15 protein-coding genes are annotated in these 25,536 nt (G+C 44.6%); 9 read left to right on the plus strand and 6 right to left on the minus strand.

Annotated features, from left to right (window positions below; genetic code table 11):
- Position 1 precedes the first annotated feature (1 nt).
- The 8 genes from menE (at position 2) to dnaX (ending at position 11,129) form a co-directional block, all read left to right on the plus strand.
- Entirely contained in the window at positions 2–1,423 is a 1,422-nt protein-coding gene (gene menE, locus E7T07_RS02920) for an o-succinylbenzoate--CoA ligase (protein WP_135709436.1), read from the plus strand.
- A 1-nt stretch (position 1,424) separates the two neighbouring features.
- On the plus strand, positions 1,425–4,745 hold the full coding sequence (gene mscK, locus E7T07_RS02925) for a mechanosensitive channel MscK (RefSeq protein WP_135709437.1): 3,321 nt from the start codon (positions 1,425–1,427) through the stop codon (positions 4,743–4,745).
- 9 nt (positions 4,746–4,754) lie between these two features.
- Entirely contained in the window at positions 4,755–5,837 is a 1,083-nt protein-coding gene (gene aroC / locus E7T07_RS02930; RefSeq protein ID WP_135709438.1) for a chorismate synthase, read from the plus strand.
- A 27-nt stretch (positions 5,838–5,864) separates the two neighbouring features.
- Positions 5,865–6,704, plus strand: coding sequence for a penicillin-insensitive murein endopeptidase (gene mepA / locus E7T07_RS02935; RefSeq protein WP_135709573.1), 840 nt, complete (start codon positions 5,865–5,867; stop codon positions 6,702–6,704).
- Between the two features lie 20 nt (positions 6,705–6,724).
- Positions 6,725–7,483, plus strand: coding sequence for a TSUP family transporter (locus E7T07_RS02940; protein ID WP_407706965.1), 759 nt, complete (start codon positions 6,725–6,727; stop codon positions 7,481–7,483).
- Entirely contained in the window at positions 7,483–8,436 is a 954-nt protein-coding gene (gene lpxM, locus E7T07_RS02945; RefSeq protein ID WP_135709440.1) for a lauroyl-Kdo(2)-lipid IV(A) myristoyltransferase, read from the plus strand. The genes E7T07_RS02940 and lpxM overlap by 1 nt, the downstream gene beginning before the upstream one ends.
- A 73-nt stretch (positions 8,437–8,509) precedes the next feature.
- Positions 8,510–9,052, plus strand: a complete 543-nt coding sequence (apt, locus tag E7T07_RS02950) for an adenine phosphoribosyltransferase (RefSeq protein ID WP_135709441.1) — start codon at positions 8,510–8,512, stop codon at positions 9,050–9,052.
- Between the two features lie 25 nt (positions 9,053–9,077).
- Entirely contained in the window at positions 9,078–11,129 is a 2,052-nt protein-coding gene (dnaX, locus tag E7T07_RS02955; protein ID WP_135709442.1) for a DNA polymerase III subunit gamma/tau, read from the plus strand.
- Between the two features lie 174 nt (positions 11,130–11,303).
- Here dnaX and E7T07_RS02960 read toward each other — a convergent pair whose 3' ends face one another.
- Positions 11,304–11,660 carry a RidA family protein gene (locus tag E7T07_RS02960; protein WP_135709443.1) on the minus strand — a complete coding sequence of 119 codons (357 nt, stop codon included), beginning with the start codon at positions 11,658–11,660 and terminating at the stop codon, positions 11,304–11,306.
- 74 nt (positions 11,661–11,734) lie between these two features.
- Between E7T07_RS02960 and E7T07_RS02965 the strand changes: the two genes are divergently transcribed.
- A complete protein-coding gene (locus E7T07_RS02965) occupies positions 11,735–12,457 on the plus strand; it encodes a YwiC-like family protein (protein WP_135709444.1) in 723 nt (240 codons plus the stop codon).
- 440 nt (positions 12,458–12,897) lie between these two features.
- Here E7T07_RS02965 and E7T07_RS02970 read toward each other — a convergent pair whose 3' ends face one another.
- The 5 genes from E7T07_RS02970 to E7T07_RS10940 form a co-directional block, all read right to left on the minus strand.
- The gene (locus tag E7T07_RS02970; RefSeq protein ID WP_135709445.1) at positions 12,898–14,097 is read right to left on the minus strand and encodes a glycosyltransferase; all 1,200 of its coding nucleotides are present in this window, start codon (positions 14,095–14,097) and stop codon (positions 12,898–12,900) included.
- A 19-nt stretch (positions 14,098–14,116) separates the two neighbouring features.
- Positions 14,117–15,334, minus strand: coding sequence for a glycosyltransferase (locus tag E7T07_RS11070; protein ID WP_135709446.1), 1,218 nt, complete (start codon positions 15,332–15,334; stop codon positions 14,117–14,119).
- 96 nt (positions 15,335–15,430) lie between these two features.
- Positions 15,431–15,823: a type II toxin-antitoxin system VapC family toxin gene (locus E7T07_RS02980; protein ID WP_135709447.1), complete on the minus strand. Its 393-nt coding sequence runs from the start codon at positions 15,821–15,823 to the stop codon at positions 15,431–15,433.
- Positions 15,820–16,068, minus strand: coding sequence for an antitoxin (locus tag E7T07_RS02985; RefSeq protein WP_210403506.1), 249 nt, complete (start codon positions 16,066–16,068; stop codon positions 15,820–15,822). The genes E7T07_RS02980 and E7T07_RS02985 overlap by 4 nt, the downstream gene beginning before the upstream one ends.
- Before the next feature lie 163 nt (positions 16,069–16,231).
- Entirely contained in the window at positions 16,232–25,468 is a 9,237-nt protein-coding gene (locus E7T07_RS10940) for an ESPR-type extended signal peptide-containing protein (protein WP_180338709.1), read from the minus strand.
- Positions 25,469–25,536 lie beyond the last annotated feature (68 nt).

Here is a 25,536-nt window from a genome sequence, read left to right on the forward strand (position 1 = left end):
TATGTTTATTTGGCAACAACACGCAAAAACCAAACCTAATGACATCGCCTTGCGAGATTTTTCGCAGGGCGCTGTTTTTACCTGGACAGAACTAAATAGGCTCATCATCACTTACGCGCAACAATTGCGTGAAAATCAAGTGGGATTGACATCAATTATTGCACTGCAAGGTCGAAATAGCCTTGATTATTTAGCCTTCTATTTGGCGGCTCTATCTTTAGGTATGCGGGTGTTGGGTTTAAATCCTGCATTTTCTCGGGAAAAATCCACCGCACTTTGCCAAGCAAATCAGGTGGAATTATTGATTGATTTATCTCATGAACAACCTGAATTCGTTCCTTTTTTCTCAGGGGAACGCATCAGTATTCCTATGATGACCTTTGAAAGCGGCGCAAAATCAGATGATATCGAATTAAATCCTGTCAATATTGCCCTTGAGTATGCGAGAACCTTTACCTTAACCTCAGGTTCAACAGGGTTGCCGAAATCGGTTATTCACGAAATTTCCGCTCACCTTGACAATGCGCAAGGTGTTTGTGAGTTGATGGATTTTACGGCACAACATTCATGGTTGTTATCGTTGCCCTTATACCATGTTTCCGGTCAAGGCATTGTGTGGCGTTGGTTATTACAAGGGGCGGAATTGCATTTGGGCGGTCAGCAGTTTTATGAAGATTGCTTGCTCTCATCACATCTTTCGTTAGTGCCCACTCAGGCGTGGCGATTGCTTGAGTTTATTCATCATTCGAACTTAAGTGCGGTAGGTATTCAGTCTATTTTATTGGGCGGTGCGGCTATTTCTACAGAATTAACCCAAAAATTGACAGCGTTAGGAATTAAGGTTTATGTGGGTTATGGCATGACCGAAATGGCATCCACGGTATTTGCCAAACAATGTGATGGCAAATTAGGCGTAGGCAAGCCGTTGAGCGGACGAGAATTTATGATTGTTGACGGTGAAATTTGGTTGCGCGGTGCCGGCATGGGGCGAGGTTATTTTATCGATGGCGAACGAGCGCTTTTTGTCAATGAGCAAGGTTGGTTCCAAACAAAAGATCTGGCTAACTGGGACGGCGAGAATTTAGTAATTTGTGGGCGCAAGGATAATATGTTTATTTCCGGCGGGGAAAATATTCAACCTGAAGAAATAGAAAACATTTTGCTTCAACATTATAGTGTTAACCAAGTTTATGTGGTGCCTAAAGATGATCCGGAATTTGGTCAACGCCCCGTGGCATTTGTTGAATTTTTAGCAGATTTTAGTGAAAGTGCGGTGGAAAATTTACGTATTTGGTTGTCTGATAAAATTGAGAAATTTAAGCAACCTGTGGCTTATTTTCCATTACATCCACAAGAGCGCGGGCAAATTAAAATTTCACGCGCTGAGTTAATGCAACAAGTAAAACAGAATATAGGACAATAGCATGCGAACGATATTTTTATTTTTAAGTTTGATTTTCACTGTATCAACCATGGCTATGGCGGCGGATTTGCCGTCAGCGAAAGCCATCCAAACGGAGTTGGATAAAGCGAAAAAAGCAGAACAAAATGATGCCAATAAAGCGATAGCCAAAAATTATGAAGACACGTTAGCGTTGTTGGAGGCCTTGGCTAAGCAAAAAAATGAAACGGACGCGCTAAGCAAAACCATTGATAGTGCTCCTGCACAACTGAAAGCGAGCCAAGACAATTTGGATCGTTTGAGAAACCGTGAAAAATCGCCAGAGCAGTTGCAGGCTGAGTTGGCTAAATTATCCTTAACGGATTTGCAAACCAAACTGTTGGATGCGCAGGATGGGCTGACTAAAATACAAGAGAATTTAACCGCACTTAATGGGCAATTATCCAATCAAAAAAGTGTGCCTGAACGGGTTCAAGCGGCGTTGACAGCCAATGCGACCAGAACGCAGGAAATCAATACGGCGTTAGTTTCCAATGAGACCATTCCTTCACGAAAAACGAAGCTACAAGTTGAATTGGAATATTTGGCGGCGAATAATGCTTATAATCAATTGGCGTTGTCATCGAATGAACAATTGACCACATTGTATTCAGCGCAAGTGGATGAAAAAAATTTGGCGCAAGCCCAAGCGCAACAAGAACTTACCGCGTTGCAAACGGCGATTAACAACAAAAAATTAGAAGAAAGCCAAAACCAAGCAAGACAAGCCACGGAAGTGCAACAAAATGCCGAAACCACGAACCCAAGTATTCAACGTGAATTGGAATTCAATACCCGTATTTCTGAAAATTTAGTGGAACAAACCACCCAATTAAATGCCCTTTCTCAGGATAATTTACGCATAAAAACTGCGCTGGATAATTTACAGCAAACTCAGCGAACCATTGAAGAGCAGATCAGTGCTTTACAAGGGACGTTGGTGCTTTCGCGTATTATCAATAAACAAAAACAATTGCTACCGCAAGATGAAATGGTAAAAGGTTTATCCAAACAAATTTCAGATTTGCGGGTGAAAATTTTTGATGTCACCGAGTTTAAAGATAAAACCACGGACGTGGATGGTTATATCGCCGAAATGGAAAAAACGGACAAGGTGACCTTTACGAGCAAAGAAAAATCACAACTGACATCCATTCTGCAAGAGCGCAATAAAATGCTCACTGATTATGTTAAGACGATGAATGATCAGCTTAATTTAGCGATTAATATCGAACTTAACCAACAACAAGTGCAGACAATTAGTGATACTTTACAAAGTAAATTACAGCAACAGAGTTTCTGGGTTAAAAGTAATGATGAAATTAGCTTGAAATGGGTGGAAGATTTTCCCGCGCGTTTTGGTTGGCAATTGCGTTTGATTAGCAAACAATTTGATGTTTCTAATTGGCGCGACAATCTGCCTTTAGCGGCGTTTCTTGTTAGCGGTTTGCTCATTCTAACTTGGTTGATTTCACGCCAAAAAGAAAATATCAAAAAACGGCTTACCGATATTAACAATAAAATGAAAACCTTAGACACAGAAAGCCATTGGCACACGCCGGCAGCGATTTTCTGGACGTTAATTCTAAGTTTGCCGACAACCTTTATTTTCTTAACGGTCTTTATTGTTATTACCTATATCTGCTTTCAAGAACCCACAACCGTATGGCGTTGGGGATTAAAAATGGCCGGTTACTGGTGGTATTTTGCCTTTATGATGGCGTTATTGCGTCCTAATGGCATTGCTTATCGCCATTTCAAAATGCCTAAAGAAAGTAATGAGAATTTCCGCCGTATTTTGAAAAAATCAGGTTGGATTTTGGCACTGATGCTCAATGCATCTATTTTTACCAATCTTGAAACGGGTGTGGCTTACGATATGATTGGTCAGCTAATGGCAGTAGGGATGCTGTTGTTGATGATTTTTATGGTCACGCCGGAAATGCGTAAGGCAATTGAAAAGTACCAAGGTGTCGCGAAGAAAAGCAGTTTTATGCTGAGCGTATTGCGCATTATTTTATTATTTGTGCCCATTGCATTAATTGTATTAATTCTGAGTGGTTACTACTACACTGCATTAGTTTTAATCGAACATTTCGTTGCCACTTATTTTGCCATTACCACATGGATTATTTTACGCGCGTTGGTTTACCGCGGATTTGAAGTATCCGCACGCCGTTTAGCCGCTAAGCGTTTACGTGAAAAACGCGAACAGTTACAAGCCAAAGCGGACGCCGAAAAAGAAGCGGGCGCAGAAGAAACGGCGGTGGAAATTGTTAAAGAATTACAACAACAAAATGAAAGTCTGACGATCAATGATGTCAAAGCCCAAGTCCTTCGTATGGTGGATTTTGTGTTGTGGATCGGCCTGTTTGCTATGCTATATTGGGTTTGGCAGGATTTGTTAACCGTTGCCTTTTATTTAGATGGCATTACCTTGTGGCAACAGAGTGTGACAACAGAAGCCGGCACAACCATGGAAGCGGTTACCTTGCTGAACTTGCTGATTGCGATTGTGATTTTAACCGTCACGGTGGTTTTGGTGCGTAACATTGGCGGTGTGCTGGAAGTGCTGGTGTTTTCAAATGTAAAACTTTCGCAAGGCACGCCTTATACCATTACCACCTTATTGACTTACGGCATTATTGCCTTAGGCGGTATGCTTGCCTTTGGTTCTTTAGGTATGTCATGGTCTAAATTGCAATGGTTATTCGCCGCACTTTCCGTGGGGCTGGGTTTTGGTATGCAAGAAATCTTTGCAAACTTTGTCTCGGGGATTATTATTCTCTTTGAGCGTCCGGTACGTATTGGTGACCAAGTGACCATTGGTGAATTTACAGGGACGATTTCAAAAATCCAAATTCGCGCGACAACCTTGTTAGATTTTGATAAAAAAGAAGTGATTGTCCCGAATAAAGCGTTTGTGACGGAGCGAATTGTAAACTGGGCATTAACCAGCTCAATGACGCGTTTGGTGATTAGCGTTGGCGTGGCTTATGGTTCAGATTTAGAATTAACCAGACGCTTGCTGTTACAAGCCGCTGCGGAAAATGAGAAAGTGTTAAAAGATCCTGCACCTGCCGCTTATTTCTTGACCTTTGGGGCAAGTACACTGGATCATGAATTGCGTGTTTACGTAGGACAAATCTCAGATCGAACACGTACCATTGATGCGCTTAACCGCCGTATTAATGAGTTATTTGCGGAACATAATATTGAAATTGCGTTCAATCAATTAGATGTATTTATTAAAAACACTGCAACCCAGGAAGAATTTAAAGTGGGTTCAGAAAAATTAGCGTAAGGAAGTAACATGGCTGGAAATAGTATTGGACAACTTTTTCGTGTAACGACTTTTGGTGAGTCACATGGGATTGCATTAGGTTGTATTGTTGATGGTGTACCACCTAATATGGCGTTAACGGAAGCGGATATTCAACCCGATTTGGATCGCCGTAAACCCGGCACGTCACAGTTTACGACACCGCGCCGAGAAGATGACGAAGTGCAGATTTTGTCCGGGGTGTTTGAAGGTAAAACAACGGGAACGAGTATTGGCTTAATCATCAAAAATGCGGATCAGCGTTCAAAAGATTACGGCGATATTATGGACAAATTCCGCCCCGGTCATGCGGATTATACTTACCAACAAAAATACGGTATTCGTGATTATCGCGGCGGCGGTCGTTCATCAGCACGCGAAACTGCAATGCGTGTGGCGGCTGGAGCGATTGCGAAAAAATATTTGCGTGAGCAATTTGGTATCGAAGTCCGTGGATATTTGAGCCAAATTGGGGAGGCGAAAATCGACCCACAAACGGTGGCGGATGTCACTAAAATTGACTGGGCACAAGTGGCGAGCAATCCTTTCTTTTGCCCGGATCCAAGTGCGGTGGAAAAATTTGATGATTTAATTCGCGCGTTGAAGAAGGAAGGTAATTCTATTGGCGCAAAATTAACCGTAGTGGCGGAGAATGTGCCTGTCGGTTTAGGTGAACCTGTTTTCGATCGCTTAGATGCGGATCTGGCTCATGCCTTAATGGGCATTAATGCGGTAAAAGCGGTAGAAATTGGCGATGGATTTGATGTCGTGACACAAAAAGGCACGGAACATCGTGATGAAATGACGCCAGAGGGTTTTCTATCAAATCATGCAGGTGGCATTCTAGGGGGGATCAGCAATGGACAACCTATTATTGCAACGATTGCTTTAAAACCGACTTCAAGCATTACGATTCCGGGTAGAACCGTAAATGTCAATAATGAACCAGTGGAATTAATTACCAAAGGTCGTCATGATCCTTGTGTGGGTATTCGTGCCGTGCCAATCGCGGAAGCCATGGTTGCTATTGTGTTATTGGATCATTTATTACGCTTTAAAGCACAATGCAAATAAGTATAAAGAGAAACGAATAAGATGAATATGAAAAAAAGTCTAAGTGCGGTTGTTTTTTCAACTGTTTTTATGTCTTTGACTACAATGGCTGCGCCTGCGGATTGGCAGGCAATTCGTTCTCCGATAGCTAGTCAGAATGGGGAAGCGGAGCCTATTGGTTCTTATAGTAACGGTTGTATTTTGAGTGCGGAAGCTATGCCTGCGAAAGGCGATGGGTATCAGGTTATTCGTATGAACAAAAATCGCTATTACGGGCATCCTGATGTCATCAACTATTTAAAACGTTTAGGCAAAAAAGTGAAAGAAGCCGGTATGCCGAGCATGTTAATCGGCGATATTTCTATGCCTGCCGGTGGACGTTTTGCTTCAGGTCACGCCAGTCATCAAATGGGCTTAGATGCGGATATTTGGCTCAGAATGGGCGAAATGTCGGCAGAAGACGCAGAAAATTCGGATGGCAAAGGGCTACTGGTGGTAAATCGCGCCGCACAACGAGTGGATGACAAGATTTGGAACAATAACCACTTTAATTTGATTAAGTTAGCCGCGCAAGACCCACAGGTGACACGTATTTTTGTTAATCCTGCAATTAAGGTGAAACTTTGCCAGACAGAACAGACGGATCGTAGTTGGCTACGCAAAATTCGTCCTTGGTGGGGGCATGATAGCCATTTTCACGTACGTTTAGCCTGTCCTCAAGGCGCGCCTTATTGCGAATCACAAGAGCCGGTGCCCATGGGGGACGGTTGTGGTGACGAGTTATATTCTTGGTTTGAACCAAAAGCACCGGGTACAACGGTGAAAAAAACGCCACCGCCGGAACCTGTTATGTGTCAGCAAATTATTTCATCACAAAAGCGTAACTAAATAAGGAAAGTGCGGTGGAAATGAGTATTGAATTAATTTTAATGTTATTTGCCGTAGCCGCTGTGGCAGGCTTTATTGATGCCTTGGCAGGCGGTGGTGGTTTAATTACTATTCCTGCCTTGTTAATGACCGGTATGCCGCCGGCCATGGCACTGGGAACCAACAAGTTGCAAGCTTGTGGTGGCTCGTTTTCGGCGAGCTTGTATTTTATTCGCCAAAAAGCCGTGGATTTGCGCCAAATGTGGTTTGTCTTGCTGTGTACCTTTGTGGGCGCGGTGATTGGCACGGTGCTTATTCAAATGGTGGATAGCTCATTGATCAAAAAAGCCATTCCGTTTTTGGTGTTGGCTATTGGTTTATATTTTTTATTTACGCCACAATTGGGTGAAGAAGATCGCCGTCAACGCTTAACCTTAGTAGTATTTGCAGTCACCGCCGCATTTGCTATTGGTTTTTACGATGGTTTTTTCGGGCCGGGAACAGGATCCATTTTAAGCTTGGTGTTTATTACCTTGTTGGGCTTTAATCTCACAAAAGCCACGGCGCATGCCAAAGTGTTGAATTTTACTTCCAATATTGCTTCCTTGATTTGCTTTTTGATTGGGGGGCAAATTATGTGGAGTTTAGGATTGGCAATGTTGTGCGGACAAGTGTTGGGCGCGCATTTTGGGGCTAAAATGGTGCTAAGCAAAGGCAAAACATTAATTCGTCCAATGGTGGTTATTATGTCATTTTTAATGACAGCCAAAATGGCATATGAACAAGGTTGGTTTCAGTAATGTCTGAAGAAAGAAGTAAACGTTATACCTGGCAAGTAGGATATGAACCGCGCTTTTTATGGTCATTTTTGCACCCTAAATTTTGGGGAATTTGGCTTGCGGTTGGGCTTTTAATTGTGTTGGCTTTTGTGCCATTTCGTTTAAGGGACAAAATGGCTGCCGCAATCGGACGGTTGATTGCGAAACGCCAATCGCGCTCTCGCCGCCGCGCAGAAATTAACTTACGTGCGTGTTTTCCCCATTGGTCAGAAGAAAAACGCGAACAAACAATTGTGGAAATGTACCAATGTGCCGCGCAAGTATTGTTGGGATTCGGTGAAATTGCGGTACGTTCTAAAAAACGCTTACAAAGTCGCAGCGAATTTATGGGCATTGAACATATTCAGCAAGCCAAAGCTGCCGGGCATAATATTATCTTAATGGTGCCCCACGGCTGGGCGATTGATGCTTCAGGCATTATTTTACATACCCATGGTATGCCGATGACATCCATGTTTAATCCCCAACGGAATCCGCTGATTGACTGGTTGTGGACAGCCGCGCGTGAACGCTTTGGCGGCAAAATGCATGCCCGTCAAAATGGCATTAAACCTTTTATTTCCATGGTACGCAGTGGCGATATGGGCTATTACTTGCCTGATGAAGATTTTGGTGCAGAAGCCAGTGAGTTTGTAGATTTTTTTGCCACCTACAAAGCCACCTTACCCGGGTTAAATAAATTGGCAAAATTGTCAAAAGCGGTGGTGATTCCGATGTTTCCACGCTATAACGCTGAGCGTGGAAAATACGAAATGGAAATTCATCCACCGATGAATTTACCGAATGAACCCGCATTATCCGCGCGCGCGATGAACGCGGAAATAGAAAGTTTTGTGACGCCCGATCCGAAGCAATATGTTTGGATTTTACAGATTTTAAAAACCCGAAAAAACGGTGAAGATATTTATCGTTAGTTATGCTAGAATTCGGCTCTAATTAATTTTGGTCAATATTTCCTAAATTTGACCGCACTTTTGATGTGTAATTATGAATAAACAATTAGAACTCATTAAAAATTCCATTAAATCTATCCCGAATTATCCAAAAGAAGGGATTTTATTCCGTGATATTACGAGTCTTACTGAAGTGCCTGAAGCTTTTTGCGCCACAGTAAATTTGATCGCAGAGCAATTTAAAGATCAAGGTATCACGAAAATTATCGGCACAGAATCCCGTGGTTTTATCTTTGGTGCGCCAGTAGCAGTAGCGCTTGGTTTGCCTTTTATTCTCGTGCGTAAACCGGGTAAATTACCGCGTGAAGTAATTTCGCAAGAATATCAATTAGAATACGGTGAAGATAAATTGGAAATCCACGCTGATGCGATTTCAGCCGGCGACAATGTATTAATCATTGATGATTTATTAGCAACAGGCGGTACAGTGGAAGCCTGTATCAAACTGGTCAATCGTTTGGGCGGCGAAGTGAAACATGCGGCATTTGTTATCAGTTTGCCTGATTTAGGCGGTGAAGCGCGTTTACGTCAATTAGGTGTAGAGCCTTTTACCTTAGTGGATTTTGACGGCCACTAATCCTTTTGAATAGGAAAAATTAAGCGTGAGTTATCAAGTTTTAGCTAGAAAATGGCGACCAAAAACCTTTAGCGATGTTGTCGGACAGGCGCATATCCTGACCGCGTTGGCGAATAGTCTAAAGGAAAAACGTTTGCATCACGCTTATTTATTTTCAGGCACCCGTGGCGTGGGAAAAACCTCCATTGCGCGTTTATTTGCGAAAGGGCTAAATTGTGTACATGGCGTAACCGCAGAGCCTTGTGGCGAATGTGAGCATTGTAAAGCCATTGAAGAAGGGCATTTTATCGATCTGATCGAAATTGATGCCGCTTCGCGTACAAAAGTCGAAGACACACGCGAATTATTAGATAACGTGCAATACAAGCCGGTACAAGGGCGTTATAAGGTTTATTTGATTGACGAAGTCCATATGCTGTCTCGTCACTCTTTCAATGCGCTATTAAAAACCTTGGAAGAGCCGCCTGAATACGTCAAGTTTTTATTGGCAACCACGGATCCGCAAAAATTACCGATTACCATCTTATCTCGCTGCATGCAGTTCCATTTGAAGGCGTTAGATACCAAATCTATTAGCCATCATTTGGCGCATATTCTTGAACAAGAAAAAATTCCCTTTGAATTGACCGCACTTGATAAATTAGCCAAAGCCGCACAAGGCAGTATCCGCGATAGTTTAAGCTTAACGGATCAGGCAATTGCCATGTCAAATGCGAATATCACCCTTGATATTGTGAACACCATGTTAGGCTTGTTGGACGAAAATCAGTCCATTGAGATCTTGTATGCGTTACAACAAGGGAATGGCGATAAATTGATGCAGCTTGTGCAAGCCGTAGCAGAAAAAGGGGCAAATTGGGATGAATTATTGGTGGAATTGGGGGAACAATTACATCAAATCGCCATGCTCCAATTGTTGCCTAATCGTATTGATGAAGACAGCCAACTGGGATTTTTAGCCCGCCATATTGCGCCGGAAGATGTGCAATTCTTCTATCAAACTATGGTGACAGGGCGTAAAGAACTGGCATTTGCGCCGAATCCGCGCGTTGGGGCAGAGATGACCTTATTGCGTGCCTTAGCCTTTCATCCCAAATTAATCTCATCAACACTTTCTACCCAAGCGTCAGAAAGTGCGGTGCAAAAAACAGAAAAAGTGGTTCAAATGCCTGTGTATTCGCAGGTGATTAGCTCGCAATATAAAGCGCAGCAACAACCGACTGCTCAGCCTGCTCAGGGCTTTGAGATGCCAGCCACAACCACACCCACAACCACATCGCCAACTTCGACAGCTGCCTTAAATGCCATGGATCAAATTGAGCGTTTACGTGCAAGTCTCGGGCAATCGACATCCAGCGAAAAAAAAAACACTAATCTCAGTGAAAACAACGGCTTAAAAGAATTACCCATTATTGCAGCGCGTCCCAAAAATAAAGGCAAAACGGATTTAATTGAACGTTTGGCAACCCTAACAACCACATCACCAACGGAAACCCCAGCGACAGAAACCGAAAACTCAGACAATGCGGATGATGAAGAGAGCAGTGCGAATGACGAAAGTTATCAATGGGAATGGCGCAATCCGGAATTAGCTAATACGGAAATCGGTATTCGCCCATCGGATATTAAACAAGCGATTTTGCAGGAAAAAACGCCGGAGTTAATTGAAAAAGTCATTCAACTTTCTACGGAACGCGATGAATGGGCAAAAACCATTGAAGCCTTAGATTTAGACAATTTGAAGTTAGTCAAACAAGTGGTACTAAATTCCGTGTTATTAAATAAAGATACACAGCATATCAAATTAGGGCTGCGTTCAAATCAACAGCATTTAATTCGCGAAAAATCACTGGAAGTTCTACAGCAAAAACTCAGTGAGTTTTATCAAACAGACATCACCATTGATATTGAGCTTAATGATGACGAAAACCTATTTACCCCTTTAGATCATCGCCGTCAGATTTATCAAGAATTAAGCGATCAGGCGCGTTTAGATTTACAAGAAGATAAGTCATTACGACTGTTACAGCAGGCGTTTGATGCCAAGTTAGATATGGAAAGCATCCGCCCTGTGTAAGGTAACGGCATCATCAAAACGAGAAAAGGGCAGAGTAGTTCGGTGTTATGCGGCAGTTGCACAAAAGTCAATTTTAGGAAGATTTATGTAGGGGCGGGGTTTATCCCCGCCCAAATCTTGTTCGAATATCAGGGCTTACGGGCGGGGATAAACAGATCCTAGATAATACCGCATCTATTCCATCGCCGCTGTAATGACAATTTCCACCTTCCATTCAGGCAATGCCAACTTCGCTTCGACACAAGCGCGACAAGGGGCATTTTCCTTGTCCACCCACGCATCCCAAGCACGGTTCATCTCCGCATAATCCGCCATATCCGCAAGAAAAATTTGCGCACTCAAAATATTCGCTTTATGAGACCCAATTTCTGCCAAGAGTTTATCAATTAAATTTAACACATCTTGCGTTTGCTCAAAGGCTGTACCATTCGGGGTGTTTTCAGGGACTTGCCCGGCAAAATACGCAATATGATGATGAATTGCCACTTCACAATAACGCCCACTCACATGAAAACGCTGAATATTTGCCATTTTTATCTCCTAATAATTGACTAATTTTGTCGATTAAATACAATGAAAACACCTTATATCAAAAGCATTTTCCCATGAAATTACTGATTTCCAATCAATATGGCGCTATTGTAATGGCATTGCTCCCGTTTTGCTATGGCGTATTATTAGGCAACCCGGTCTGGGCGCATCTTTTTTTATTCTTTGCTTGGTTTTCGCTCTATTTAATGAGCTATCCATTACTCAACCTATTCAAACCCCAACTGAAAGACAAACAAATCTATCGTCGCTGGACAGCCATTTACGCCGGCGCAAGTGCGGTCTTTTCTCTCCCTGTTTTATGGTTCAACCGGCACGTTATCTTTTTCGGCCTCGCCATGTTACCTTTTATGGCAATATCAATTCACTTTACCCGAACCAAAAATGAACGCGCCATGCTCAATGACTTAGCGGGCATCTTGATTTTTGCGCTGGCTGGCATGGGTGCCTATTATTTCTCCACAAACCGCTTGGATTGGCTCATGTGGCAAGTGGCATATCTCCCAACCTTATTCTTCATTGGCGTCACACTCTATGTTAAATCAATGCTACGCGAACGCAAAAATCCCCGTTATTACCGAGCATCCATTCTTTTTCATTGCGCTTGTGTGGCGATTTTTCTGCCATGGCAAAATAACGCATTAGCATGGGTGTTTCTGCCCCCTTTACTACGCGCTGTATTTTTACCGCACTTTAAATTATCTGTAAAACAAGTGGGATTCATTGAATTTGTGGTCTCTGCACTCTTTCTGTTTATGTTGGTGTGGGGGACGTTGTAGGTAAAATATTCATATTAAAGCCCACAAATCCCGCGCCGTATTTGCGTTTTTGGGCAGATAAGTAGGGTGGGCATTCCTGCCCACCATTTACACCAATATTTTTTTCGGTGGGCAAGAATGCCCACCCTACCACAGATTATTCAAATCCCAGCATGGCAAAGCCATACCGGGTTACGCATAAATCAGCCCCGTTGGGGCTGTGAATGAGGTGAATGATGGGCTAAAGCCCTACGACTTTTGTGTGTGAACACAGTTGCTACAAGATCAAGATATAGTCAGAAATTATATGTTTTTTAGGACGGTAGGGACATACTGCGTATGTCCGTTGCGATGATGGAATGGGATTTTTAATTTTTATCACCTGTACGGGCGAAATATCTTTCGCCCCAGACCGACCAACCTAGTACGGCTTGTGCTCGGTTTCTTAAAAATGAACGTTATCAGCAATCTAAAATATGTTTCAAATACCCCAACGTTTCCCGATAACCTTCCGGCGATTGTGGAAAACGCACCAAATAATCCTCAATGATCCCAATCACTTTTGCAAGATTTTCACGGAAATTAACCGCTTCTTGTTTGTAAAATTGAAGATTATTGATGGTTGTGCCCACGATAATATCATTGTGTGGATCGGTTAATAGCACTTTTTCGCAACATTCATAGCCTAATTTAAAATCGCCGACATAGCAGGTGCAAATAGAGAGTTCGTAATAAATCCAATAATGATAAATATCTGATTTTACAAATAAAATATCATTTTTAGGGTAGGGCATATTTTTCGCAATTAAGCCCAATTGATAACCTAAACGGGTTTTGCCATCGCAGCGCAATAAACGCACAGCGTTATATAAACACTCTGCACGGTTTGGATTGTAATCATAACCTAACAGCCAATAATGAAGTGCGGTCTGTTTGTCGCCTAATTCTTCGTAACATTTGCCTAAATTTTCATAAGCGCAAGTAACTTCTTCAATCCAACCGCCTGCTTCAATGCGTTTTAAATACCATTCGGCGGCTTTTTTATAATTTTCAATATCTCGATAAGAATTAGCTAAATAAAATTTATAGCGTGCATTATTCGGCTCATCAATTAAACCCTGTTCTAATAAACGAATATCTCGTTCATATTTATCTTGTTTAAATCCACCATCTTTTAAATCTAAAATAGAAATACCCTGAATTTTCACTCGATTTACCGGTTTATCCGTATCTAAATATTCGTGAGTTACACCTACATAACGCCAATTTATATCGCCTTTGATTAAATAAGGAACTGAATATGTCGTGCTACCAGTATATTCCACTAAATAAATATCTTCATTACAACTATTTTTGTCAAAATCATCAGCAAAAATAATTTGCTCATCAGCATCACATAATAATAAATAATCAGCTTTTCCTTTTGCTAATTGCAAACTTTCCGTTCTATTAACACCAAAGTTTACCCAAGGTTTATGATGTAATTCACCGGGAATTCCTGCTAAGGTTTGTTGAATTAATTCAGGGGTATTATCATCAGAACCCGTATCAACAATAACCCAATAATCAATATGATCTTTTACTCGATTTAAACAACGTTCAATAACTTTTGCTTCATTACGAACGATCATAACAAGACAAAATGTTTTATTCTTTGTCATTTTTATACCCTAAAATAAATTATTTTCTAGTTACATCTTCAATTAATTGGAAAAATTGTTCACTGATTTTTTCCATACTAAAACGCTGATAAGATTGCGGTAATAACGAAATAAAATGTTGGCGTTTTTCTTCATTGGTTAATAATTCATAGGTTTTTTCAACAAATAAATCTTCATCACCCATTGGAATTAATTCGCCATATTTGCCATCGGCTAAAATCTCTCTCGGACCGGTTGGGCAATTAAAGGCAACCACAGGTGTTCCACAAATCATGCTTTCAATAAATACGGTAGGTAGTCCTTCAAAGTTTGAAGTATGAAGAAATAATTTAGCACGTTTCATAAATGGGAAAGGGTTAATTCGACTACCTAGCAATAAACATTCATTTTCCAAACCTAATTCTTTAATTTTATCTTCTAATTCTTTTCTACTTGGACCATCTCCAATAATATATAATTTTTCTTTAATACCTTTTTGTTTTAACTTGTAAAAAATATCAATCATTTTTGTATGGTTTTTATTGGCATTATACAATCTAGCTACTTGTAAAATAAAATCATCATCTAATAACTTTTGATCTCCCTCTAAAGGTTCTTGATTAGACATTTCAATCACTTCAGGAATATTTACTGGATTAAAAATATTGATAGTTTCTTTCTCTTGCAAATCTAATTCATTTTTTAAAATTATATCACTTTTTCTTTTCATATCTTCACAGATAGATACAAATAAAGAATGATGCGATAAAACACTTTTATAATACTCTTTTTTTGATAACCATATATCAAAATCTCTTGAAGCGTGGATCCAATAAATAGATGGCTTCTTAATTTTATCTAAAAACTCTTTTTTTAGGAAATAACCAAAGGTATTTAGAAAATCAATAATTACATCATAATTTTCTTTGTTAATTTTATTCAATAAGCGTTCTTGTCTCTCATTAACAATATAATCATGCCAAGAACGATAATAATGTTTATCTTTTTCTAAAATATTCTGATCTTGTGTTTTCCAATAGGTATAACGAGCGAATTGATCTTCTGCTGGTGTAACTAAATATTCAATATCAACTCGAGGATCTATTCTATCTATATTTTGTTTTTCAATAGACTGAAATAAGGCTAGATGCACTTCATAGTTAGGGTTGCTTGCTGCAATATTCAGATAGTTAATCAAAATACCTTCAGCACCACCTATTACCATTTCGTGGTTTAAAAACAATATTTTCTTTGTCATTTTCTTTTCTCTCTATTATATTGGGGCTAATGTGATTAGCCCCTACGGGGAAATTGGTGCGTGCAAAACACATCAATTAGTCATTTATTCGGCGATTTATACTTCCCAATCCTGAATAGCCAAATCATCAACACGTTGAAATTCTTTTACATTATGAGTAATTAACGTTAAATTCCGGCTTTTTGCTTGAGCTGCAATTTGAACATCATATGCTCCAATAGGCTTTCCTATTTTTTCAAGATCAGCACGAATTTTTCCGCATAATCGTGCATCGATAGCAGAAAATGGCACAATCTCAAAGGGTAAACGCTCAATATTCGCCAAATTTTCCTCTGTCCGTTGGCTTTTTTCTGCACCATAGTAGAGTTCAAAAAGCACGATAGCCGGAATACCAAAGTCTGCCGGACGATACTGTTTAAGTTTGGCGATAAAATTACTCTTTTTATTAAGAATAGCGATAACTGCATTAGTATCTAATAAAAATTTCATTCAATCTCACTCCAATCACGTTCTTGTGCTACAGTTTGTCGCACCGATTTTGTTGCTTGAACAAAATCATCATCAACAGATTGTAATTTATCTAAAAAATCCCAGTCATTTTCGATAGGTTCAATAATTAAACGATTGCCTTGTTTTTCAATGCGTACTTCTGAGCCTTCTAATCGGAATAAGCGTGGTAAGCGAATTGCTTGAGAATGTCCGCTCCAAAAGAGTTTTGCTGTTGCAATAGACATCTTAATCTCCTATTTATATATACAATAAGGATATACAAATAATAACGTAATCGTATTTTTATGTAAATATAAGATTGACCTAGATTACCTTTATCTCATATTCGGTAAGAAATACAAAAAGTGCGGCGAATTTCACCGCACTTTTTATTACTCAGTATCTAAATTACCATTGGTATCCGATACCTGCGCCGCCAGAGAAGTGTCCTTCGCTGTTGGCTGTACCTTGTAATTTCAAGATCACCTTACCGTTATCACTTGCTCTTGAGTAACCTACAGCAACAGCCGAAGCACCACCATAAGTACCACCGGCGGCAGATACCATTGACTTACCGGACATAAAGGCTTGTGGTAATGAAGATGCCGCAGCAGAGCTTGCACCAATTCCACGCACACGTTTATCTAACTTATCAACTTTGTTATTCACATTGTTGATGTCGTTTTTCACTGCGTGTAATTGTGAACCATTAACCGCATCTTTACTATCTGCAGCAATACGACCTGGAGCCACATTAGTGATCTTCATATTGCCCGCATTTACGCCTTCATTCGTGATACTTGGGTTATCGGCATTATTGCCCGTATTACGATTAACGACTACACCGTTATTATTCACAGTAGTATTGCCGATAGTAACGCTGCCCTCTTTCGTGAGATCAATATCTTTCGATAATTTCACTTCAAGAATAGCATTGCCATTGCTATCTTTTGATGATTTCACACCGATATTGTTTTCAAGTTTGCTATCAGTTTTACCACCGACAACATTAACGGTTTTGCCTAAAGTTACATTGGCGGTTTCACTATCTTTAGTATCTCCTTTGAACTTCAAGCCATCGTCCATTGTCGCCACTTCACGTTTGATGGTTTCGCCCGTATTAGGATCTTTGCTTTTGTATGTAATACGCTCAATACTATCCTTACCGGCATCACGATCTGAAACAGTTGTTTGACCTTTCTCGACCGTAATCGCTGTTGTTGTGCCGTCTTTGTTTGTAATCGTAATCACACCGTTATTGATAGACACTGAAGTTCCATCGGCGTTTTTCACCGTAATTGAACCATTAATGTTATCACCACCAAGTGTAACGTTATCAGCTACAGATACTTCGTAATCTTTTCCACTGGTAGATAGGTCATCAACAAGCTTAACTGTCGTGTTTTTGCCCGCAATAACACTTTCTACGCTATCAGGTCCTGTAGCACCCGTTGCGCCTGTCGCGCCCGTTGCACCAGTAGCCCTAGTCGGCCCTGTTGCGCCCGTAGCCCCAGTCGCACCCGTTGCACCAGTCGCACCCGTTGCACCAGTCGCCCCCGTTGCACCTGTAGCACCCGTTGCGCCGGTAGCACCTGTTGCGCCCGTAGCACCTGTTGCACCTGTTGCACCAGTAGCACCTGTTGCGCCCGTTGCACCTGTTGCACCTGTTGCACCTGTTGCACCAGTAGCACCTGTTGCGCCCGTTGCACCTGTTGCACCCGTTGCACCTGTTGCGCCAGTAGCACCCGTTGCACCCGTAGCACCTGTTGCACCAGTAGCACCCGTTGCGCCCGTTGCGCCAGTTGCACCTGTTGCGCCAGTAGCACCTGTAGCCCCTGTAGCACCAGTCGCCCCTGTAGCACCAGTCGCACCTGTTGCACCCGTCGCACCAGTAGCCCCTGTTGCGCCCGTAGCACCTGTAGCACCCGTTGCACCAGTCGCACCTGTAGCCCCTGTCGCGCCAGTTGCGCCAGTAGCACCTGTTGCTCCCGTAGCACCTGTAGCACCTGTTGCGCCCGTAGCACCCGTTGCACCAGTCGCACCTGTAGCCCCAGTAGCACCTGTTGCGCCCGTTGCACCTGTTGCACCCGTTGCGCCAGTCGCACCCGTTGCACCAGTCGCACCTGTAGCCCCAGTTGCACCTGTTGCGCCCGTTGCACCTGTTGCACCCGTTGCGCCAGTAGCACCCGTAGCACCAGTCGCCCCTGTTGCACCCGTAGCCCCTGTTGCGCCAGTAGCACCTGTTGCCCCTGTAGCACCTGTTGCCCCTGTAGCACCAGTCGCACCTGTAGCCCCTGTCGCGCCAGTTGCACCAGTCGCACCTGTAGCCCCTGTCGCGCCAGTTGCGCCAGTAGCACCTGTTGCTCCCGTTGCACCGGTAGCACCCGTTGCGCCCGTTGCACCAGTCGCACCTGTTGCACCCGTCGTACCTGTTGCCCCTGTTGCGCCAGTCGCACCTGTAGCACCAGTCGCACCCGTAGCACCTGTAGCCCCTGTTGCACCAGTCGAACCTGTTGCGCCAGTAGCACCCGTTGCGCCCGTAGCACCAGTAGCCCCAGTCGCACCCGTAGCACCTGTTGCACCCGTTGCGCCCGTTGCGCCCGTTGCACCAGTAGCACCAGTAGCACCAGTCGCCCCTGTTGCGCCAGTCGCACCCGTTGCGCCTGTTGCGCCTGTTGCGCCTGTAGCACCCGTAGCACCTGTTGCGCCAGTCGCACCTGTCGCCCCCGTTGCACCTGTAGCCCCAGTTGCGCCCGTTGTACCAGTTGCCCCTGTTGCGCCAGTCGCACCTGTAGCACCAGTAGCACCTGTCGCCCCCGTTGCACCCGTTGCCCCAGTCGCCCCCGTTGCACCTGTTGCACCAGTAGCCCCTGTTGCGCCAGTAGCCCCTGTTGCGCCAGTCGCACCCGTAGCACCGGTAGCACCCGTTGCACCAGTAGCCCCTGTTGCGCCAGTAGCCCCTGTTGCGCCCGTAGCACCTGTTGCGCCCGTTGCACCTGTTGCACCCGTCGCCCCTGTTGCACCAGTCGCACCTGTTGCCCCCGTTGCACCTGTTGCCCCCGTTGCACCAGTAGCACCCGTTGCGCCAGTCGCCCCTGTTGCGCCCGTTGCACCAGTAGCACCCGTAGCACCAGTCGCACCTGTAGCACCTGTCGCCCCTGTTGCACCAGTAGCACCAGTCGCACCTGTTGCGCCCGTAGCACCCGTTGCACCTGTTGCCCCTGTAGCACCAGTAGAACCTGTTGCACCCGTTGCGCCTGTAGCACCTGTTGCGCCCGTAGCACCAGTCGCGCCAGTAGCACCTGTGTCACCTGTTGCACCTGTGGCGCCAGTTGCACCTGTAGCGCCAGTTGCACCTGTGGCGCCAGTAGCACCAGTTGCACCCGTTGCACCCGTTGCGCCAGTAGCACCTGTGTCACCCGTAGCACCTGTTGCACCGGTAGCGCCAGTCGCACCTGTTGCGCCAGTCGCACCTGTAGCACCTGTAGCACCTGTATCACCTGTTGCACCAGTCGCGCCAGTAGCGCCTGTATCACCTGTGTCACCAGTCGCACCAGTTGCACCCGTTGCACCAGTAGCGCCAGTCGCACCTGTATCACCAGTAGCGCCAGTCGCACCTGTAGCACCCGTTGCACCCGTTGCACCCGTTGCACCCGTAGCACCTGTGTCACCTGTTGCACCAGTTGCACCTGTGTCACCAGTCGCGCCAGTAGCACCTGTAGCACCTGTGTCACCTGTAGCACCAGTTGCGCCTGTGTCACCTGTAGCACCAGTAGCACCAGTCGCACCCGTTGCACCAGTAGCACCCGTTGCGCCAGTAGCACCAGTCGCACCAGTAGCGCCTGTAGCACCAGTTGCGCCTGTGTCACCCGTAGCACCTGTTGCGCCAGTAGCACCAGTCGCACCTGTAGCACCCGTAGCACCTGTTGCGCCAGTCGCGCCTGTAGCGCCAGTAGCACCTGTTGCGCCCGTTGAACCTGTAGCACCCGTTGCGCCAGTCGCACCCGTAGCACCGGTAGCACCCGTTGCACCAGTAGCCCCTGTTGCGCCAGTAGCCCCTGTTGCGCCAGTAGCACCCGTTGCACCAGTAGCACCTGTTGCGCCAGTCGCACCTGTTGCGCCCGTTGAACCTGTAGCACCCGTTGCGCCAGTCGCACCCGTAGCACCGGTAGCACCCGTTGCACCAGTAGCCCCTGTTGCGCCAGTAGCCCCTGTTGCGCCAGTAGCACCCGTTGCACCCGTAGCACCAGTCGCACCTGTTGCACCAGTTGCACCAGTTGCACCTGTTGCGCCCGTTGCACCTGTTGCACCAGTCGCACCCGTTGCGCCAGTAGCACCAGTAGCACCTGTGTCACCAGTCGCACCTGTTGCGCCAGTAGCACCTGTTGCACCTGTATCACCTGTTGCACCAGTCGCGCCAGTAGCACCTGTGTCACCAGTTGCACCCGTTGCACCAGTAGCGCCAGTAGCACCTGTTGCACCTGTGTCACCAGTCGCGCCAGTTGCACCTGTAGCACCTGTGGCGCCAGTAGCACCAGTTGCACCTGTCGCACCTGTGTCACCTGTAGCACCTGTAGCGCCTGTTGCGCCTGTAGCTCCCGTAGCACCTGTATCACCTGTTGCACCAGTAGCACCTGTTGCACCAGTAGCACCAGTAGCACCTGTTGCACCTGTGTCACCTGTAGCACCCGTTGCACCTGTTGCACCAGTCGCACCTGTGTCACCTGTGGCACCAGTCGCACCTGTGGCACCCGTTGCACCTGTAGCACCCGTTGCACCGGTAGCACCTGTTGCGCCAGTAGCACCTGTAGCACCCGTCGCACCTGTTGCGCCCGTTGCACCAGTAGCACCTGTGGCACCCGTTGCACCTGTATCACCAGTAGCACCCGTTGCGCCCGTTGCACCAGTCGCACCTGTTGCGCCCGTAGCACCCGTTGCACCCGTCGCACCCGTTGCACCCGTTGCACCTGTTGCACCTGTTGCGCCAGTAGCACCTGTCGCACCCGTTGCACCTGTCGCACCCGTTGCGCCAGTAGCACCCGTTGCGCCCGTTGCACCTGTAGCACCTGTAGCACCTGTTGCACCAGTAGCACCATTCACACCATCGTTAATTTTCATTGTGTTACCGTCAGAGAAGGTCACAGTGGTTACGCCATCCGCTTTGGTAATCTTAGTAATGGTTACACCATCTTTACCATTTTCGCCGTTTTTTGGTGCTGTAGTGGAGAAAGTAAATTCGCCGTCATTTTGTACAATCTTAATATTCTCACCCGCAATCAATTTAACTTGATCGCCTGCTTTAACAAGATAATCTTTTTTGCCCTCAGATGTGCCGCCATTGCTGCCAGCCATTACACGCCAGCCCATATTACTCAAGGTAGTGTAGAGATCGCCTGCTGTAACAAAGTTATTTTTTACATTGTCTACCGGTTTAATGATTGAGCCGTTTGAATTCGTGCCTAATGTGGTATTGAGTACGTTGTACGAAATGCTGCCTGTTGCGGCATCAAGTTTCACTTCCGTGCCATTGCCGTTCACAAAATTTACTTTGCCATCTTTGGTAGCTGCTGTGCCGTTTACATTGACGTAGTTGAAAAGCTGGCTGCCGTTGATGGCGTCTTTAGAATCATTGCTTACAGTACCATTAGCAACATTGCCTAAGGTGGTTGCGTTTGGCGTGTTGTTATTGGTTACGTCATTCATTGATGCCGTAATTTTCGCCGTTTCTTCAGCAGAAAGTGCGGTAACATCTTTACCATTTTTCACATATTTCTTTTTCTTGTCGTCAAAAGTGGCACCCTCAAGATCTTCTGCTTTATACCAATTGCCATCTTGACCTTTGATCACACGTTTGCCGTCTTTATCAATATAAACCACAGGATTTTGCACCGCAGTTTGTAAAGCGGTCGTATTTACCTCATATTTTACCGTTGTATTGACGCCGTCCGGGCTGGTGGTTACGTTGGCAATAGTCGCTGTGCCGTTGGCAAAGACCACGTTGTCGCCGGCTTTGACTAAATCTTTTTGGTTGTTAGCGTCTGAGTTATATTGGAAGACGTTCCAGCCCATATTATTTAGCGTGTTGTGTAAATCACCGGCTTTCACAAAGCCATCAGTATTGACTGGTGCTGCAACTGTACCATTAGGGTTTACACCGTTTGTTACGGTATTATTATCACCAAAGGTCGTTGTGTTCACATCAAAGCTCACATTCACTGTGTCTTTGCCATCTGCACCAGTGGTTTTGGTGACATTGGCAGTTGTGCCATTACCGCTGGCATAATTCACTTGATCCCCAGCATTAACAATCACATCACCTTGTTTTGTGCTTGTTTTCCAACCCGCTTGGTTAATGGAATCTTTAATATTGCCGATTGTTGCAACGTCATCTTTTTTCTCATTGGTAGCAAGCGTAACTTTGCCATCAGCATCAACCGTGGTATTACCCGTTCTAAGTTTAACCGTGATAGTATTGCCTGAAGCACTCGTTACAATCTGTTTACCAGTCTCACCTTTTACATTGATTTGCTCATCCCAAACCCCTGCTTTTGCTTGTCCAGCAGGATTTTCATCGCCACCGAGTTTCATTGTGAGCGATTTCAGCTGAGCCACGTTGGTTGCGTCAGTATCCGCTGTACCTGCAGCTACACCAACGATTTGACGAGTAAGTGAACCGTCTGCTTTACCCACAGACACAGACCCTATTGCATTGCCATTAGCGGCACCATTATCTGTAGTCGTTGAAGTAAAGGCACCTTTAGCTGTTGATGTATAAGTTGAGAAAGTTTGTTTTGCTCCAGTTTGACCACCTGCAACTGTTGCTTCTGATTTAAAGCCAAGTGCGATACCGCCGTCTTGAGTAGCCGTAGAATTACGCCCAAGTGCCAAGGAATTAGCATTTTCAGCTTTAGCATAATAACCTAAAGCAATAGAAGTATCTGCTTTTGCAGCAGAAAATGTACCAATTGAAATACTATCACTTCCTACAGAAGCTGCCCCAAATCCTGCAGCAAACGATCCTCCGCCAATAGCATTTGAGTAAGCACCAATTGCAGTTGAAACATTACCTTTAGCTCTTGTTTTTAAACCTATTGCTGTAGCCCCGAATTTATCAGCTTCAGTTGCTTGTGTAGATGCAGTATCAAGGAGTTGCACTACTTTATTAGCATCGTGATAACCAACTCTAGCGTAAAGACTAGCCTGCTTCGTTAATCCAGTTTCCTGATCATTTCCTACTTCATTAGAACCAATTGCGACAGCACCGTATCCTGCTGCATTTGTATTTTTACCAACTGCAATGGCGTTAATGCTAGTTGCTTTTGTATTAACACCAGCTGTAATAGCCCCAGTAGCTGTTGCGCCAGCTTTGTCAGTAATTTTGCCTTTATTGGTATCAGAATTACCTGTTCCTTGATCTGCTCCTCCTGTATTTGTATGGAAATAAATACTTTCCGTTTCAGTTTTTACTGGAGTCAGTTGAGAAAAATTCACCGCATCATTTGGTGCTGTGCCATTTTGTAGGTTGGTGATTTTGCCACCGCCCATATCCGCCCCCTTAAAGCTCGGGATCTCTTTCATTAGGATATGGAATTCTGTATTGCCGTCGGTGGTGCTTTGGCGGTAAACCTCAATGTTATCGCCGACATAGCGATTTACGCCTTGACCATAGGATTGAGTACTTTTAATGGTAATGGTTTTATTGGTGTTGGTGTCCCATTTTTGACCACTGGTGTCTGTTTCTTGTCCATTGCCGGTTTTTTCGGCTTGGAACGTTAGGCTACCAATAGAGGCATCTAATTTTTCAGCAACGTGGTAAAGTTGTGAGCCGTTAATCGCATCGGTTGAAGTGGCAGAAATATTACCAGCTGCAACGTTAATAATTCTACGTTCTGCGCCTTGTGCGCCCACAGAAACCACACCTGCCGCCGCTAAGCCGGCAAAATTTGCGCTGGTGTAGGTAATTCTACCCACAGTGGCATCGCCAACTGCGGTTGGTTTTCCGTTAATAGTAGTATTAGATGATTCACTACTGCTATTACCTAAAATCACATTATTGTCGGCTGTTGCGGTTATATTATTGCCCATCACAAAGGTGTTATTGGCGGTTACGTTATTGTTCATACCAATAGAGCTAGAATAGTTGCCCGTTACAGTAGAGTTATAACCTAAAACTGCTGTGGCGTTACCGCTTGAGTTAGTTTTAGCCCCTAAAGCAACGGCTCTATGCCCTTTGGCATTAGCTTGATAACCGTAAGCACTTGCTGCGACACTGGTTGCATTCGCTTCTGAACCTATCGCTAAGGCAAGGTTTTCTGACGATGTTGCATTTGAACCAATAGCAACAGTATTTTCATTTTTTGCATTAGCTTGGTTACCGATAGCAGTTGCATTTAAATTGGTAGCATTGGAAACATTACCAATTGCAATACCACCGTTTCCACTTGCGTTGGAGGTATTACCAATGGCAATTGAATTCGTACCGGAAGCGGTGGTATTGACCCCTGCGGTGACACTTTTCAAGCCCGTTGCGCCTGCGGCATCGGTGATAAGCCCTAAGTTGGTTTGCGCATTACCGCCTCTTCCTTGATTGGCATCTGTATAAGTATGGAAATAGGTGTTAGAAACTTCGTACTCTAACGCGGAAGCGATGGTGTAAAGTTGCGAACCATTTATCGCGTCGGTGGAATCTGCGGTTAAACGTCCGGCGGCAAGGTTAGTGATGGTACGTTTTTGGGTAGCATTCCCCACACTAACCGTTGAATAAGCGGTACTACCTGCGAAATTAACATCTTTTCCGATAAAGTTGTGTTTTGGTGTGCTCACTGCTGTACTGGTTGTTGCACCAGAACCTAATGCCACCGAGCCATCAACCGTTGCGCTTGATTTTGAGCCTAACGCCAATGCGCTATTACCACTCGCCGCACTTTCGTGCCCCAAAGCCGTTGAATAATCGCCTGTGGCATCGGCTTCATTACCTACAGAGGTTGCGCCTGATTTTGTTGCGGTTGTGTTACGACCTAATGCAACGGACGATGTGCCGTTGGCGATAGAGTTTAGCCCCATTGCAACGCTGTTTGTGCCATTTGCGGTAGCTTTACCTACTGCAACAGCATAATCACCACTAGCTTGCGAATAGTCACCAACTGCAGTGCTATGCCCACCTTCTGCTTTGGCGTTATTACCTAACGCTGTTGCACGCTCGCCTCTTGCTTTTGCCTTTTCGCCCACTGCAGTCGATTTATTGTCGGCAATCGCATTGTTACCAATCGCGACCGAATAATCACCCACTTGCGCACCTTCCCCCAAAGCCGCAGAAGAACCCTGTGCATAGCCGACAAATTTAGTGCCACCACTCGTACCATGGTTATAAATATGCTGTTCGGCACAAGATGTTGGAACAGAAGGATTATTTGCTGATGCTATACAATAGCGACTCGTTAGCTGCGATGCTGTTACCGTTGCCGCCTGAACATCCTGCCCTATAGCTCCCCCCGCCAAAGACACACCCACCGCAAGCGCAACTTTCGTTAAACTTGCGCGTTTGTCTGTGCTTGAGGAAGATTTCCCTTTCGAACGGGTCAGTTCTGAAACGACCTCAAGACGATTTGTGGTTTGGTTGAATATAACCTTAAATATTTTATTCATAGAAAAGTCTTCTTCGCTACGTTATGTTTGTTTAAGAAATAATTGAATAATAGATGCGTATACAGCTC

It is taken from the genome of Actinobacillus porcinus (assembly GCF_901764995.1).
Taxonomy (GTDB): Bacteria; Pseudomonadota; Gammaproteobacteria; order Enterobacterales; family Pasteurellaceae; genus Exercitatus; species Exercitatus porcinus.

Coding starts and splice junctions, on each gene's coding strand:
- menE (WP_135709436.1), top strand. CDS start 2: ATGTTTATTTGGCAACAACACGCAAAAACCAAACCTAATGACATCGCC.
- E7T07_RS02980 (WP_135709447.1), bottom strand. CDS start 15,823: ATGAAATTTTTATTAGATACTAATGCAGTTATCGCTATTCTTAATAAA.
- E7T07_RS10940 (WP_180338709.1), bottom strand. CDS start 25,468: ATGAATAAAATATTTAAGGTTATATTCAACCAAACCACAAATCGTCTT.
- E7T07_RS11070 (WP_135709446.1), bottom strand. CDS start 15,334: ATGACAAAGAAAATATTGTTTTTAAACCACGAAATGGTAATAGGTGGT.
- E7T07_RS02940 (WP_407706965.1), top strand. CDS start 6,725: ATGAGTATTGAATTAATTTTAATGTTATTTGCCGTAGCCGCTGTGGCA.
- mscK (WP_135709437.1), top strand. CDS start 1,425: ATGCGAACGATATTTTTATTTTTAAGTTTGATTTTCACTGTATCAACC.
- lpxM (WP_135709440.1), top strand. CDS start 7,483: ATGTCTGAAGAAAGAAGTAAACGTTATACCTGGCAAGTAGGATATGAA.
- aroC (WP_135709438.1), top strand. CDS start 4,755: ATGGCTGGAAATAGTATTGGACAACTTTTTCGTGTAACGACTTTTGGT.
- E7T07_RS02960 (WP_135709443.1), bottom strand. CDS start 11,660: ATGGCAAATATTCAGCGTTTTCATGTGAGTGGGCGTTATTGTGAAGTG.
- mepA (WP_135709573.1), top strand. CDS start 5,865: ATGAAAAAAAGTCTAAGTGCGGTTGTTTTTTCAACTGTTTTTATGTCT.
- E7T07_RS02965 (WP_135709444.1), top strand. CDS start 11,735: ATGAAATTACTGATTTCCAATCAATATGGCGCTATTGTAATGGCATTG.
- E7T07_RS02985 (WP_210403506.1), bottom strand. CDS start 16,068: ATGTCTATTGCAACAGCAAAACTCTTTTGGAGCGGACATTCTCAAGCA.
- apt (WP_135709441.1), top strand. CDS start 8,510: ATGAATAAACAATTAGAACTCATTAAAAATTCCATTAAATCTATCCCG.
- E7T07_RS02970 (WP_135709445.1), bottom strand. CDS start 14,097: ATGACAAAGAATAAAACATTTTGTCTTGTTATGATCGTTCGTAATGAA.